Origin of the sequence: Mixta mediterraneensis (genome assembly GCF_014946725.1) — a bacterium.
GTDB classification, from domain to species: Bacteria; Pseudomonadota; Gammaproteobacteria; order Enterobacterales; family Enterobacteriaceae; genus Pantoea; species Pantoea mediterraneensis.
This window is the reverse complement of the sequence record NZ_JACFXY010000002.1, coordinates 152,076-166,572: the sequence shown is the minus strand read 5'-3', so window position 1 is coordinate 166,572 and position 14,497 is coordinate 152,076. Positions and strand designations below refer to the sequence as shown.

Genomic DNA, 14,497 nt, shown 5'->3' with positions numbered 1-14,497 from the left:
CCCCGAGCTGACAGATATTACAGCAGACAAAAATCTCTTGCCCTGCTGTCCTTAATCAGCCAAATTAGGCGCCGCTTTTCACTTCTAATAACAATGTTGCGCATGAACGTCGTTCATGACGCGGACTTAATTCCTGTCACGAAACAGGGTATGTAAAAACTGAGGTACACGTGTCAACTGCAAACAAACACACTGAAGAGGCTGTCAGCCTCAACGCGTTCAAACAGCCGAAAGCGTTCTATCTCATCTTCTCGATTGAGTTATGGGAACGTTTTGGCTTCTACGGCCTGCAAGCCATTATGGCTGTTTACCTGGTTAAGCAGCTGGGTATGTCCGAATCTGACTCCATCACCCTGTTCTCTTCTTTCAGCGCCCTGGTTTATGGCCTGGTAGCGATTGGTGGATGGTTAGGAGACAAAGTTCTCGGCACCAAGCGTGTCATTGTTTTAGGCGTGTTGGTTCTGGCGCTGGGTTACGCGCTGGTGGCGTTTTCGGGTCACCATGTAAGTACCGTCTATGTTGGTATGGCAACCATCGCCGTGGGTAGCGGACTGTTCAAGGCTAACCCGTCCTCGCTGCTTTCTACCTGTTATGAGAAAAACGATCCGCGCCTCGATGGTGCCTTCACCATGTTCTATATGTCGATCAACATCGGCTCGCTGTTCTCAATGATGCTGACACCGTGGCTGGCGGCTAAATATGGCTGGAGCGTAGCATTTTCGCTGTCGGTGGTAGGCCTGGTTATCACGCTGCTGAACTTCCTGTTTTGCAAACGTATGGTGAAAAATTTTGGTTCTAAGCCAGATTTTGCACCGTTACAGGTGGGCAAGCTGATAATGACGCTGGTTGGTGTAGTCTTGCTGATCGCCCTAGCCACCTGGCTGCTACATAACCAAAGTATCGCACGTCTGGTACTGGGCGTGGTGGCGCTGGGTATTGTCCTGATTTTTGCGAAGGAAGCGTTTTCACTACACGGGGCTGCACGCCGCAAAATGATTGTTGCCTTTATCTTAATGGTGCAGGCAATCGTCTTTTTTGTGCTGTATATGCAGATGCCCACCTCGCTGAATTTCTTCGCCATTCGCAATGTTGAACACACCATTTTCGGTCTGACATTTGAACCTGAGCAGTTTCAGGCATTGAATCCGTTCTGGATCATGCTGGCCAGCCCGGTTCTGGCCGCGGTATATAACAAGCTGGGTGATAAGCTGCCAATGCCGCATAAATTTGCTATTGGCATGGTGCTGTGTTCCGGTGCGTTTCTGGTACTGCCAGTCGGTGCGAAATTTGCCAATGATGCCGGTATCGTCTCAGTGAACTGGTTGATTTTGAGCTACGCGCTGCAAAGTATCGGTGAGTTGATGATTTCCGGTCTGGGTCTGGCCATGGTGGCGCAGCTGGTGCCACAACGTCTGATGGGCTTCATCATGGGTTCATGGTTCCTGACCACAGCCGGTGCAGCCGTTATCGCCGGTAAAGTCGCGAACCTGATGGCAGTGCCGGAAAATGTTACCGATCCTCTGATTTCGCTCGTCACCTACAGCAAAGTGTTCCAACAGATTGGTATGGCTACTGCGGTTATCGCGGTACTGATGCTGGTTACGGCTCCCCTGCTGAATCGTATGACGCAAACGCCGCCACCAAAAATGAAAAAAGCCGAAGCGTAATTGCTACTGCTTTTACTTAGCCGGGCGATGCCCGGCTTTTTTACTGGCGCTGAACATCCCTGCGCATCTTCACTGGCAATTCTGCACTGACGATTTATTATGCAATTATCCTGTCGTCCCAACCCAGAGGCCATATCATGAAACTCTATTGCAAAGCCGGCGCCTGTTCGCTTTCCCCCCATATTGTTATGCGTGAATGCGGACACGACTTTACCCAGGTCAATGTCGATTTAGCGAAGAAACTGACCGAGCGTGGAGAAGATTACTGGCAAATTAATCCAAAAGGTCAGGTTCCCGCGTTACAACTTAGCGATGAGACGATTCTGACCGAAGGCGTGGCGATTGTACAGTATCTGGCAGATTTAAAGCCTGATCGTCACTTACTGGCGCCGGTTGGCAGCCTGACGCGTATCACACGCTGGAATGGTTAAGCTATATCAGCAGTGAGTTACATAAAGGATTTTCGCCCTTATTCAAGCCTGATACGCCAGAGGATTATAAAACGCTGCTGCGTGCACAGCTGGAGAACAAATTCAGTTATGTTGATGATGCGCTGCGAGACAAACAGTGGTTGATGGGGTTACGTTTTAGCGTGGCCGATGCGTATCTGTTTGTCGTCACCCGCTGGGCGAAAGCGATCGCGTTAGATCTGTCTCAGCTGGATGCGCTGGAAGGATGGTTTAACCGGGTCAAAGAGCGCCCTGCGGTGCAGGCAGCATTAAAAGCAGAAGGTTTGAGCTAAGGATCAGGGCCGGAATTCGGCCCTGTATATTAACTTCTCTCGGCGGCAAAATGCTGCGTCGGTTGTGCAATCGCATCCTGCGCCGCCACCAGTTGCAGTTCATACTCACCCATTTCATGGGTTTTCAGCATGACCTCGTACACAGCGGCTGTCACGTGTTCCAGCGCATCCTGTAGCGATTTGCCATGCAACAGATCTACCAGCAGCAGGCCGCTGGTTAAGTCGCCCACGCCGACCGGCTGACGTACGCCAAAGTCCACCAGCGGACGGCTGATATGCCAGGCCTCATCGGCTGTCACCAGCAACATTTCAAAGCGATCGCTACGACGGCCTGCACGTGCCAGATGCTTGATCAGCACCACTTTCGGACCCTGTAGGATCAATGCCCGCGCGGCCTCTATAGCCGACTCCACACTGATGACAGTGCGTTCACTTAACATTTCAAGTTCAAGCAAATTGGGCGCGATAAGATCGCTGGCCGGTAAGGCTTTTTTGCAGTGAAATTCCGCTACGCCGGGCGCCACGATACAGCCTTTCTCCGGGTGACCCATTACCGGATCGCAGAAGTACCAGGCATCAGGATTGGCCGCTATTACCTGACGGACAATTTCCAGGATCTGCTCGCCCTGTTCGGCCGAGCCTAAATAGCCGCTCAGCACCGCGTCACAGGTTTTAAGCCGATCAATGTCGGCAATGCCTTTAACGATGTCGGTCAAATGTGTGGCTGGCATCACCGTGCCGGTCCAGTGACCGTACTGCGTATGGTTCGAGAACTGAACGGTATTTAAGGGCCAAACGTTTGCGCCCATACGACGCATCGGAAATTCAGCTGCCGCATTACCGGCATGACCAAAAACAACGTGTGACTGGATTGCAAGAATATTTTTCATTTTGACCTGTAAGCCCTGCCATAAAAAAGGGCCGAAAACCGGCCCTGCAAGCTTACTGCCAGTTAATCAGGCAGTAATGTTTTTTACCGCGACGCAGCAGCGTATAGCGGTTAAACAGTTTGTCAGTTTCGCTGAAGCGGTATTCGGCATCAGCCTGCTTTTCACCATTCAGCGCGACGGCATTGGAATTAATCATGGTGCGCGCCTGGCCGCGTGAGGGCACAAGCTCCGCTTTTACCAGCGCCTGCTGTAGATCGTCATCAGCGCCAAGCGTGACAGTTGGCATACCATCCTGCGCCAGCTGCTCGAAATCAGCCTCAGTCATGTCACTTACCGAGCCAGAGAAAAGGCTGGCGGTAATTCGTCTGGCAGCGGCCAGCCCTTCTTCGCCATGAACCAGACGGGTAACCTGCTCGGCCAGCACATACTGTGCGCGTGGCGCGATACCGCTGTTTTTGTCCTCTTCTTCCAGTGCATTGATCTCATCAATGCTCAGGAAGGTGAAGAATTTCAAAAAGCGATACACGTCAGAATCTGCCGTATTAATCCAGAACTGATAAAACTTGTACGGACTGGTTTTCTTCGCATCCAGCCATACCGCGCCGCCTTCGGTTTTACCGAACTTGGTGCCATCTGATTTAGTAATCAACGGAACGGTTAAACCGAACACCTGGTTCTGATGCAGGCGGCGCGTCAGATCGATACCAGAGGTGATGTTACCCCACTGATCGGAACCGCCGATTTGCAGTGACACACCGTGTAGTTCGTTCAGGCAGGCGAAATCATAGCCCTGCAACAGATTGTAAGAGAACTCGGTGAACGAGATCCCCTGATCGTCACGGTTCAGGCGCTGCTTTACCGCTTCCTTGTTGATCATCTGATTCACGGAGAAGTGTTTGCCAATATCACGCAGGAAAGTCAGTACGTTCATGCTGCCAAACCAGTCATAGTTATTGGCGGCGATGGCGCTGTTACTGCCACAGTCGAAGTCGAGGAATGGCGCGACCTGCTTACGAATTTTTTCAACCCATTCACCCACGGTGTCGCTGGTGTTGAGTTTACGCTCTGCGGCTTTAAAGCTCGGATCGCCAATTAGCCCGGTCGCCCCGCCGACTAACGCGACCGGCTTATGACCGGCGTCCTGAAAACGCTTCAGGCAGAGCAGCGGAACCAGATGGCCCAAATGCAAGCTGTCAGCAGTGGGATCAAAGCCGCAATAGAGCGAAATTGGCCCTTGCGCCAGCTTCTCTACTAACGCGTTTTCATCCGTCACCTGGGCGATTAGACCCCTCTCTTGCAATTGTTGTATCAGGTTACTGCTGGTCATCACTGACTCCAAATTGATCAGACTGCACCTATGCTGGTACACAGCTTTCCGCTGAGTTGCGGAACCAAAAAATGAGGGCTATAGCATAAAGCGCTGGCGACTTCTGTACCAGCGCTGAAAGGCGAGAAAAAGCCGTTTAAGGGGCGAGTCGGTCGATTTTCCAGCCATCGCCATCGCGATGATAGATGAAACGATCGTGAAGACGATGCTCGCCGCCCTGCCAGAACTCAACGGTATGAAATTTCACCCGGTAACCGCCCCAAAAACTGGGTAACGGCACTTCGCCCTGCTGGAACTTTTGCTTAAGTTCGAGAAATTTACCTTCCAGCACGCCACGCGCTGAAATACGGCTGGACTGCTTCGAAACCCAGGCGCCAATTTGGCTATCCCGCGGACGGCTGTGAAAGTATTTCAGCACCTCCACTGGCGACAGTTTTTCGGCTTCGCCTAACACCATCACCTGACGCTCAAGGAAGTGCCACGGAAAATGCAGCGCAATGCGGGGATTATTCGCTAGCTGCAACGCTTTGCGGCTGCCCAGATTGGTGTAAAACACCATCCCCTGCGCATCAAAATGTTTAAGCAGCACGATGCGTTGATAAGGTTGGCCGCCTTCATCTACCGTCGCGACCGTCATCGCAGTAGGATCGGGCAGCTGGGCTTCGCAAGCCTGTTTTAACCAACGTTCAAACAGCTCCAGGGGCGTGTCTGGCAAGTCCTTCCGGCGTAATCCGCCGCGCGTGTATTCACGACGCAGATGGGAAATAGCGTGAAAAGTAGCGTTATCGCTCATGATAATGACTCAAATTAATTGGCAGGTGATAGCTCACAATCGTTGACGACAATTTTATCATTACGTTCGATAAATGCGCCGTTACCCTTTGTCCAGAACACATAATTTCCGTCGCTATAGCGTGATCCCGAAGCGGAGACGGTCTGCTTCAGCGTTAACGGCTTGCCATCCATAATAAAGCTCACCTGCTGCTGAGCAGTATCCAGCGTGACGGTCAGTGGCATGGTGCCACAACGGTAATGCAGCGTTGTTTTTGGCTGCTCGCCCTGTTTGTGCATCAGGCTACAACCTGACAGAAGCAGCGCGGCGGCAACAGTTAACTTTTTCCACATAAAAGCATCTCCTTAGCGAGTGTAATGAGCATTATAAGTAGGAATTCTGTTGAAGTAAGTCAGAATCACGGTTAACAGGCCCAGCGTTGCAAAACGAAACGGAAAACATTAAGCAGGCAAAGCGGGACTGGACGGACTGTTTTCCTGCACGCTGGTGCCTTCCACCCTCACCGACGAACGCTTAAAAGTGCGGCCCTTTCACCGCGGTGCATCACTTCTTACGTAATAGACTATGATTTTTCTACCATCACCGGCACACGATCCGCGCGATGACGTCCATTATTCACTTCTGGGTCATTAAATGAGGCAAAAGAGTGGAATCCAAATCTTTTTTTAAAAGTTGGGGGGCGGAATATGTGTCCGATAACACCGTTCGCTTTCGTCTCTGGGCGCCTGGCCAGGACAGCGTGCAACTCCGGCTTTCCGGCAAAGACACCGAAATGCGCCCATGCGGTGAGGGCTGGTTCGAGCTGCGGGTAACGGAGGTTATGCCCTGTGCGGAGTATAATTTTGTTCTCGCCAACGGCACGGTAGTGCCGGATCCCGCCTCACGCGGACAAAAAACAGCGGTTAACGGCCCTTCTCTCGTCATCGATCCTACTCGCTACGTCTGGCAGAACAGTGAGTGGCGCGGGCGCCCCTGGGAAGAATCGGTCATCTATGAGATGCATTTTGGCACTTTCACGCCGCAAGGCACTTTTCAGGCGGCGATCAACAAACTCTCTTATCTCGCCGGACTCGGTATCACGATGATCGAGGTCATGCCTCTTGCGCAGTTTGGCGGCAGCCGCGGCTGGGGTTATGACGGCGTGCTACTTTACGCGCCGCACTCCGCCTATGGTACACCGGATGATTTTAAAGCTTTTGTCGATTCTGCACATGGTTATGGCCTCTCGGTCGTGCTTGATATTGTGCTTAATCATTTTGGCCCGGAAGGCAACTACCTGCCGCTTCTGGCACCGGATTTCTTTCATCAGGAGCGGATGACGCCCTGGGGTGCGGGCATTGCCTACGACGTTGATGCGACGCGCCGTTATATGGTCGAAGCGCCGCTGTACTGGCTGGAAGAGTTCAACCTTGACGGCCTGCGCTTCGACGCCATCGACCAGATTGAGGACAACGCCGACAAACATGTGCTGATCGAGATTGCCGAGCGCATTCGCGCCGGGATCACCAACCGACCAATCCATCTGACAACCGAGGACAGCCGCAACGTTACCTTTCTGCATCCGCGCGAAAAAGACGGCTCCGTGCCGCTTTTCACCGGCGAATGGAATGATGATTTCCACAATGCCGTTCATGTTTTCGCGACGGGCGAAACGCATGGCTATTATCAGGATTTTGCCCACCAGCCAGAAACACTGGTTGCGTGCACGTTGACAGAAGGTTTCGCCTATCAGAGCGAAGTTTCCGCACAGACAGGCGAAAAGCGCGGCGTAACAAGCACCCGCCAGCCGCCGGTTGCCTTTGTCGATTTCATCCAGAATCACGACCAGGTCGGCAACCGCGCTCAGGGTGAAAGGCTGATCGAACTGGCGGGCGCTGACCGCACCAAAGTTCTGCTCGCCTCGCTGCTGTTATCACCGCATATTCCGCTGCTTTTCATGGGTGAAGAGTATGGCGAGACACATCCTTTCCTGTTTTTTACCGATTTTCACGGCGAACTCGCCAACGCCGTGCGCGAGGGGCGCGCAAAGGAGTTCGCAGGCCACGCCGGTCATGAAGACGAAAGCGTGCCTGACCCGAATGCTAAAAGCACTTTTGAGATGTCAAAGCTTGACTGGAAAAAACAGGACAGCGATGACGGTAAAGCATGGCTGGCGCTCACCAGTGAGCTATTGGCGCTGCGTCAGATCTGTATCGTGCCGTTGCTTGCGACGGCGGGCGGAAATACAGGCCAGATTGTACAGAGCGCGGAAGGTTTCTTCGCTGTGACCTGGACTTTTCCACAAGGCACGCTGTCAATGGCGCTCAATATTGGCGAAACCACCCAGCCGCTTCCCGATCAGTCCGGTACAACAATTTTCGCCTGGCCAAAAGCGGGCCATGATCTGCCGCAGAATGCCATTATCGTCCGCCTTGCCGCAGGAGATGCAATGTGAAGATCCCAATCGCTACCTACCGTATTCAGTTTCGCAACGGCATGACCTTTGACCGCGCGGCTGGCCTTGTGCCTTATCTGAAGCGGCTTGGCGTCAGTCATCTTTATGCCTCGCCGATTTTCACCGCGACTTCTGGCTCGACACACGGGTATGACGTCACCGATGCCAACGAAATCGAGCCTGCCATTGGCGGCCGTGCCGGTTTTGATCGCATGGTGAAGGCACTGAAACAAGCAGGGCTCGGGTTGATCATCGACATCGTGCCGAACCATATGGCCGCTTCGCTGGAAAATGCGTGGTGGCACGACGTTGTTGAAAATGGAGCGAATAGCCGCTATGCCCGACATTTCGACATCGACTGGTCACGCCGACTGACGCTGCCTTTTCTCGGCGATAACTTTAAAAACGTGCTGGAAAATGGCGACATTGTCGTCAAGCCTGACCCGAAAACGGCCAGGCCAGCTTTCGCCTGTTTTGAAAGCTTCTACCCGCTGGCTCCCGAAACCTGGCAAGGCCGGGAGGATGCAATACTAAACATCACCGATAAGGCGGCGCTGGCTGAACTGCATGACCGCCAGCCCTATCGACTGATGTCCTGGCGGGATGCACCACGCGATCTTTCCTATCGTCGATTTTTTGAGATTACCGGTCTTGCTGGTATGCGGGTCGAGGACAACGCCGTTTTCGACGACACGCATCGGCTGATCCTTGAACTCGTTCATTCCGGCGCGGTTGATGGGCTGCGCGTGGATCATGTGGATGGACTCGCTGACCCGAAAGCTTACCTGGAACGTCTCCGTCAGCAAACCGGACCGGATTGCTATATCACGGTCGAGAAAATTCCTGGCGAAGGTGAGCATCTGCCTGCTGACTGGCCGGTTTCCGGCACCACCGGTTACGAGTTCATCGCGATGCTTTCCGATGCGCTGGTCGATGGCGAACGCATTACAGTTCTGCGCACGGCTTATAACAAGGTGGTGGGCAAACCGGTAGACAGGGCGGCTGAACTGCGGACAGCCAAACTTTTGATGACAGATAAACACTTCGAGGGAGAATTTACCACGCTCCTGAAGCTCGCCCTCTCTATCGCCAAAACCGAGGGCATCACGCTGGACGAACGCGCCATCCGGGCGGCTCTGCGCGAGTTGCTGGTCGCCTTTCCGGTTTACCGCACTTATGGCACGGTGGCGGGTTTGCCTGCTGCCGACCTTGAGAGGCTGAACGACATCACTGACAAAGTGCGGAGCAGCGCGAATGCCCCCGATCCCGCCGCGCTCGATTTTCTTATCCGCGTTCTCACTGGCGAATTATCTCCAGCCGCTGTCGGCGAAGCGGCAATTTTCCGTAGCCGATTCCAGCAGTTAACCGGGCCGTTGATGGCAAAATCCGTGGAAGATACGCTTTTTTTCCGTCAGCATATGGCGCTGGCGTTAAATGAAGTCGGTGCCGATCCCATGCCGCACGATTTCTCGCTGGCGCGTTTTCATACGGCGATGCAAATACGGCTTAAACAGCAGCCGGATGCCCTTTCTGGCACCTCAACCCACGATACCAAACGTGGCGAAGACGCCCGCGCACGCCTTTATACGCTCACCGAAGCGCCGGAGCACTGGGCCGGGTGTGTTACGCGCTGGCGTCAACTGAATCATTGCAGAGTGACGATCCTTGACGATGGCCCGGCACCCGAACCGGCGGTGGAATGGATGCTGTATCAGGCGCTGGCTGGCGTCTGGCCGCCAGCGCTCCAGCCAGAAAACGAGGCGGGACTAAAGGCGATTGAAGAGCGATTTCTTACGTATATAGAAAAAGCCCTGCGGGAAGCGAAGCTGCGTACTCACTGGGGGGACAGCAACGATGCCTATGAAAAGGCCGTGTTCGACTATGTCCGCTACCTGCTCTCGCCAGCTAATATGGCTTTTCTGGTGGATTTTACCGATGCACTGCAACGCTTTATCCGTGCGGGGTTAATCAATAGTCTGACGCAGACAATCATCAAACTGACCGCCCCAGGCGTACCGGATATTTATCAGGGCAGCGAGGCTTTGGATTTCAGCCTCGTCGATCCCGATAACCGACGTGAGCCAGATTTTGCCCTGCTCGCACAGCGACTGGATGGGCCAGGAAAGCCAGATTTCACCACCGAAGCGGACTGGCGGAACGGGCAGCTTAAGCAGCATGTCATCGCCGTGCTCCTGCATTGCCGTCAGGCAGCGCCACTCCTGTTTCGCCAGGGCGACTATTTGCCGCTTGCCGCTTCTGGCAAGAGAGCGAAAAATCTTATTGCCTTTGCACGGGTGTTAAACGACGAGATGCTGATTGTCATTGTTCCACGCCTCGTCCTCAACGTTATTGATGAGCATCTTATTACCGAGCCAACAAAATGCTGGACAGAGACGGAAATAGCGCTGCCAGAACGGCTCGCAAACCGCCGCTATCACGATATTCTCAGCGGAAATGAGGTGTGCCTGACTGACCGGATTAACGTCGCTGACATCGGGCATTTTTCGTCAGTCATACTCCGCAGTGGATGATGTTGCAGAATAATGAAAATCAGAAATCGCTGTAATCCGTATCAAACTGAGTTTTTGATGGAGAGGGATGCATGCCAAACGGTAATTCTTTTGTAATCACGAAGGGGTTTAACCAGCCTCTGGGCGCCAATTTTGATGGTGAAGGTGTCAATTTCGCAATTTTTTCGGCTCATGCTGAGCGCATCGAACTCTGCCTCTACGATCCAGGCGGCAAGGTTGAAATCGCAAGAATGGACCTGCCGGAATACACTGACGAAATCTGGCACGGCTACGTGCCTGGTCTGTTACCCGGCACGCTGTATGGCTTTCGCGTTCATGGTCCTTATGATCCTGAAAATGGGCATCGCTTCAATCCCAATAAACTTCTGATCGATCCCTATGCGCGCGAGCTGTCTGGCGATATTGAATGGAATGAGGCGCACTTTGCCTATGACCTCAGTCATGAAGATAAAGACCTGACGTTCGACACGCGCGACAGTGCCCCCTTTACACCAAAGTGCCGGGTGATCGATCCTTATGAATTTGACTGGCAGGACAAAAACCGTCCGGCTATTTCGTGGCCGGATACCATCATCTACGAAACTCACGTGAAGGGCTTCACGCAGCTTAATACCGCGCTGCCAGAAGAGTTGCGCGGCACGTTTGACGGCATGGGCCATAAAGCCAGCGTCGATTATATCAAGAGCCTTGGCATAACGTCGGTGGAACTTCTGCCGGTACACTGGTTTCCGAATGATCAGCATCTGCTCGACAAAGGGTTGAAAAATTACTGGGGCTACAACACGCTCGGCTTCTTTGCGCCCGCCACACGCTATTTTGGGCCAAGGGGTATTCAGGGTTTCCGCGATATGGTGCGTTCGTTCCATAATGCCGGGATCGAGGTCATTCTTGACGTGGTTTATAACCATACAGCGGAAGGCAACGAGCTTGGCCCTACGCTATCGTTTAAAGGCATCGATAATTTTTCTTATTACCGTACCATGCCCGATCAACACCGCTACTACATCAATGACACCGGTACGGGTAATACCGTTAATACCTCGCATCCGCGCGTGCTGCAAATGATTATGGATTCGCTGCGTTACTGGGCGGAATCGATGCATATCGATGGTTTCCGCTTCGATCTCGGCACAATTCTGGGTCGCGAACCGGAAGGATTTGATCAGCGCGGCGGCTTTTTTGACGCGATGATGCAGGACCCGGTACTTTCCCGTCTGAAATTGATTGGGGAACCCTGGGACATTGGACCGGGAGGCTATCAGGTTGGCGGCTTTCCCCCAGGCTGGGCTGAATGGAATGATAAGTACCGCGACACGGTGCGCGAATACTGGAAAGGTGACAATGTCTCAACTGATTTCGCTGCGCGTTTACTCGGCTCCGGCGATCTTTACGATCAGCGCGGCCGTCGTCCCTGGGCAAGCGTTAACTTTATTACCGCCCATGATGGTTTCACGCTGAACGATCTGGTTTGTAAGCGTCTCATCCAGACCGTATTGACGCTCAGACAAAAGTGAGATCGACCTTCCAGGGCAGCAGATCACGGACCCGGTTCACCGGCCAGTCCTGGATATGACCGATGACGTAACGCAGCCACGCCTCCGGTTCCACGCCGTTAAGCCGGCAGGTGCCGATCAGCGAGTACAGTACCGCAGCACGTTCCCCGCCCGCGTCTGAACCCGCGAACAGCCAGTTTTTCCGCCCCAGGGCAACGCCACGCAGCGCGTTCTCTGCGATGTTATTGTCTATCTCGGCCCAGCCGTTGCTGCAGTACAGGTTCAGCGCATCCCACTGCTTCAGCAGGTACGAGAACGCCTTCGCCGTATCCGAGTGGCGCGACAGCACCTTCATCTGTGCCTGTACCCAGTCGTACAGCGACTGCATCAGCGGGACCGTCTGCTCTTTCCGGACCGCCAGCCGCTCCTCTGCCGGGCTGCCGCTTCTCTCCGCCTCGATGGAATACAGTTTGCCGAGGCGTTTCAGCGCTTCGTTTGTGCCGTCGGTCGGTGTGCGGACGTGAACGTCATGGATTTTGCGCCGGGCGTGCGCCATGCGGGCCGCTGCGGCGATACGGCCGTCTTCGTCCGGGGCGTTGTAGCCGCCGTAAGCATCGGCCTGCAGGATACCGCTGTATCCGGCAAGGTGTTGCTGCGGATGTATCCCCTTACGGTCCGGCGAGTACGCGAACCACACCGCCGGGGGAAGCGGTGAGCCCGCGTTACGGTCGTCCCGCACGTAGACCCACAGCCGGGCCGTGCGGGTTTTACCGCTGCCCGGCTCCTGAACCGGCACAGGGATATCGTCGGTATGCACCTTGCCCGGAATCAGCACGTACTGGCGCAGCAGGTCATACAGCGGCTCCAGCAGTTCGCTGACCGCACCGGACCAGCGCCCCAGTGTGGCACGACTCAGCTCCACGCACTGACGCCGGTATATCTCTGACTGACGATAGTGAGGCGTGTGCTCTGCGAACTTTGCCGTGACGATGCGCGCCAGCAGCCCGGGACCCGCGTAGCTGCGCTCTATGGGTTTTGCCGGCATGGTCGCCTGAACGATGTGGTCACATCCACAGCAGGCCAGTTTTGGCCGCTGCGTTTCGATAACCTTAAAGGCGCTGCTGATGAGCTCCAGCTGCTCCGATACGTCGCAGCCCAGCGCGCTGAGCTCTCCGCCGCACGACGGGCAGGCGGTTTCTGCCGGCGACAGCGTGCGGGTTTCGCGGGGGAGTGTGGCCGGTAATGGTTTACGGGCAGAAGACTGGCGCAGCGGTTGCGGAACCACCGGGTCATGCTGCTCACCCAGCGCCTCAGCCATCTCCTCCTGCAGGGCGCCGATGCGCTCTTCAGCCTCGCGCACCTGGCGCTGCGTTTTCTCACGCAGCTTTTCGGAGCTTTTGCCGAACTGCATGCGCTGAAGCTTAGTGATCAGCGCCTTCAGCCGGTTGATTTCGCTGGCGTACGCCGCCACCCGCTGTGAGAGCAGGCGGTTATACTCCGCCATTTTGCGGATGGTGGTCTGCTGCTCCAGCAGCAGCGCCCTGAGCCGGGCGTTTTCATCGGGAAGGGATGCGTCCATAACCCCATTTTACAGCAGGTTATATCCGCAGGCCAGGCCGTTCAGTCCGCTGTGGGTGCTTCCAGTTAATGCCTTCCAGCAGCATGGAGAGCTGCGCAGGCGTCAGATGCACTTTTCCGTCACGGGTCACCGGCCAGACGAAGCGCCCCCGCTCCAGTCGTTTGGTGAACAGGCACAGGCCGTCCCGGTCGGCCCACAGCACCTTTATCATGTCGCCGCGACGACCGCGAAAGATAAACAGATGACCGCTGAACGGATCGGTGCGAAGCGTGTTCTGCACTTTCGCTGCCAGCCCGTTGAAGCTACAGCGCATATCTGTCACGCCAGCAACCAGCCAGATCCGCGAACCTGCCGGAAAGCTAATCATGACTCACCCTCCCTGAGTTCGCTGACCAGTGCGCGCAGAAGTTCAGGCGTCAGCGGGCCAGTCAGGTTGAGGCTTCCACCTGGCAACGTCAGCCTGCAGCTGATGACCGGTGGCAGGTCTGCTGATACGACGCCGTTTTGCCTGGGCGGAGGGACAACAGGCTCCATAGTAACCGGAATCAGAGTCGCTCTGTTGGCCGGATCCAGTAGCCCCTGACGATGCAGATTGCGCCAGTTGAACAGCAGATTATCGTTAATGCCATGCTCACGGGCAATTTGAGCCACACAGGCGTCCGGCTGCAGGGTCAGCTCCGCCATGCGAATTTTGAATTCCAGAGGCCAGGCCGGCCGGCGTTTTTTCACAGGAAGATTTGTCTCAAGATTGAAGGCATAGAGCTCTTCCTCCAGGCGTTCAGGCGTGTATTCTTCCGACAATGGCCAGTTAATTCCGGTTCGTCGAAAACGCGTGAACATTTTATGTATGGCAGATGAGCTAAGGTTCAGTTGTTCTGCTATTTCACGGTAAGTCAGAGCCTCATTAAAGCGCAGGCTCAGCGCTGTGAAGATCCATGGTCTTCTGGTGTAAGGCGTATTTTTGTCCACGGTAGTGTCCATGTTCGCGAAAGTGTCCATGGTAGGAAACGCGGGCAAAAATAAAAGACGGTCTGGATGAGA

The 14,497-nt window shown here is 54.5% G+C and carries 10 protein-coding genes and 2 pseudogenes; 5 read left to right on the top strand and 7 right to left on the bottom strand.

The genetic code is table 11. The features are described from left to right. Positions 1–170: 170 nt before the first annotated feature. Both dtpA and gstA read left to right on the top strand, forming a co-directional pair. The gene (gene dtpA, locus H2P46_RS04930) at positions 171–1,667 is read left to right on the top strand and encodes a dipeptide/tripeptide permease DtpA (protein WP_193404084.1); all 1,497 of its coding nucleotides are present in this window, start codon (positions 171–173) and stop codon (positions 1,665–1,667) included. Positions 1,668–1,804: 137 nt separating this feature from the next. Next, positions 1,805–2,409, top strand: a pseudogene (gstA, locus tag H2P46_RS04925) (glutathione transferase GstA). A 29-nt stretch (positions 2,410–2,438) separates the two neighbouring features. Here the strand turns inward: gstA and pdxY are convergent. From pdxY to H2P46_RS04905, 4 genes are all read right to left on the bottom strand, one after another. Then, positions 2,439–3,299, bottom strand: coding sequence for a pyridoxal kinase PdxY (pdxY, locus tag H2P46_RS04920; protein ID WP_193404083.1), 861 nt, complete (start codon positions 3,297–3,299; stop codon positions 2,439–2,441). Between the two features lie 52 nt (positions 3,300–3,351). Next, entirely contained in the window at positions 3,352–4,626 is a 1,275-nt protein-coding gene (gene tyrS, locus H2P46_RS04915) for a tyrosine--tRNA ligase (protein ID WP_193404082.1), read from the bottom strand. 136 nt (positions 4,627–4,762) lie between these two features. Continuing rightward, complete coding sequence (gene pdxH, locus H2P46_RS04910; protein ID WP_193404081.1) at positions 4,763–5,419, bottom strand: pyridoxamine 5'-phosphate oxidase; 657 nt, start codon at positions 5,417–5,419, stop codon at positions 4,763–4,765. Positions 5,420–5,433: 14 nt separating this feature from the next. After that, complete coding sequence (locus H2P46_RS04905) at positions 5,434–5,751, bottom strand: MliC family protein (protein WP_193404080.1); 318 nt, start codon at positions 5,749–5,751, stop codon at positions 5,434–5,436. A 314-nt stretch (positions 5,752–6,065) separates the two neighbouring features. On the opposite strand from H2P46_RS04905, the gene treZ reads away from it, so the two are divergent. From treZ to glgX, 3 genes and pseudogenes are all read left to right on the top strand, one after another. Then, on the top strand, positions 6,066–7,853 hold the full coding sequence (treZ, locus tag H2P46_RS04900; RefSeq protein WP_193404079.1) for a malto-oligosyltrehalose trehalohydrolase: 1,788 nt from the start codon (positions 6,066–6,068) through the stop codon (positions 7,851–7,853). Further along, positions 7,850–10,384 (top strand): malto-oligosyltrehalose synthase, encoded by a 2,535-nt coding sequence (gene treY / locus H2P46_RS04895; RefSeq protein WP_193404078.1) that lies wholly within the window; start codon positions 7,850–7,852, stop codon positions 10,382–10,384. The genes treZ and treY overlap by 4 nt, the downstream gene beginning before the upstream one ends. Positions 10,385–10,455: 71 nt before the next feature. Continuing rightward, positions 10,456–11,853, top strand: a pseudogene (glgX, locus tag H2P46_RS04890) (glycogen debranching protein GlgX); the annotation flags it as partial. Positions 11,854–11,884: 31 nt separating this feature from the next. On the opposite strand, the gene tnpC reads toward glgX, so the two are convergent. Genes tnpC through tnpA form a run of 3 tightly spaced genes read right to left on the bottom strand, consistent with a single transcriptional unit; the run spans position 11,885 to position 14,455 of the window. Continuing rightward, positions 11,885–13,456 (bottom strand): IS66 family transposase, encoded by a 1,572-nt coding sequence (gene tnpC, locus H2P46_RS04885; protein ID WP_193404077.1) that lies wholly within the window; start codon positions 13,454–13,456, stop codon positions 11,885–11,887. Positions 13,457–13,475: 19 nt separating this feature from the next. Beyond that, a complete protein-coding gene (tnpB, locus tag H2P46_RS04880) occupies positions 13,476–13,823 on the bottom strand; it encodes an IS66 family insertion sequence element accessory protein TnpB (RefSeq protein WP_193403484.1) in 348 nt (115 codons plus the stop codon). Continuing rightward, positions 13,820–14,455 carry an IS66-like element accessory protein TnpA gene (gene tnpA / locus H2P46_RS04875; protein ID WP_193404076.1) on the bottom strand — a complete coding sequence of 212 codons (636 nt, stop codon included), beginning with the start codon at positions 14,453–14,455 and terminating at the stop codon, positions 13,820–13,822. The genes tnpB and tnpA overlap by 4 nt, the downstream gene beginning before the upstream one ends. Positions 14,456–14,497: the final 42 nt, after the last annotated feature.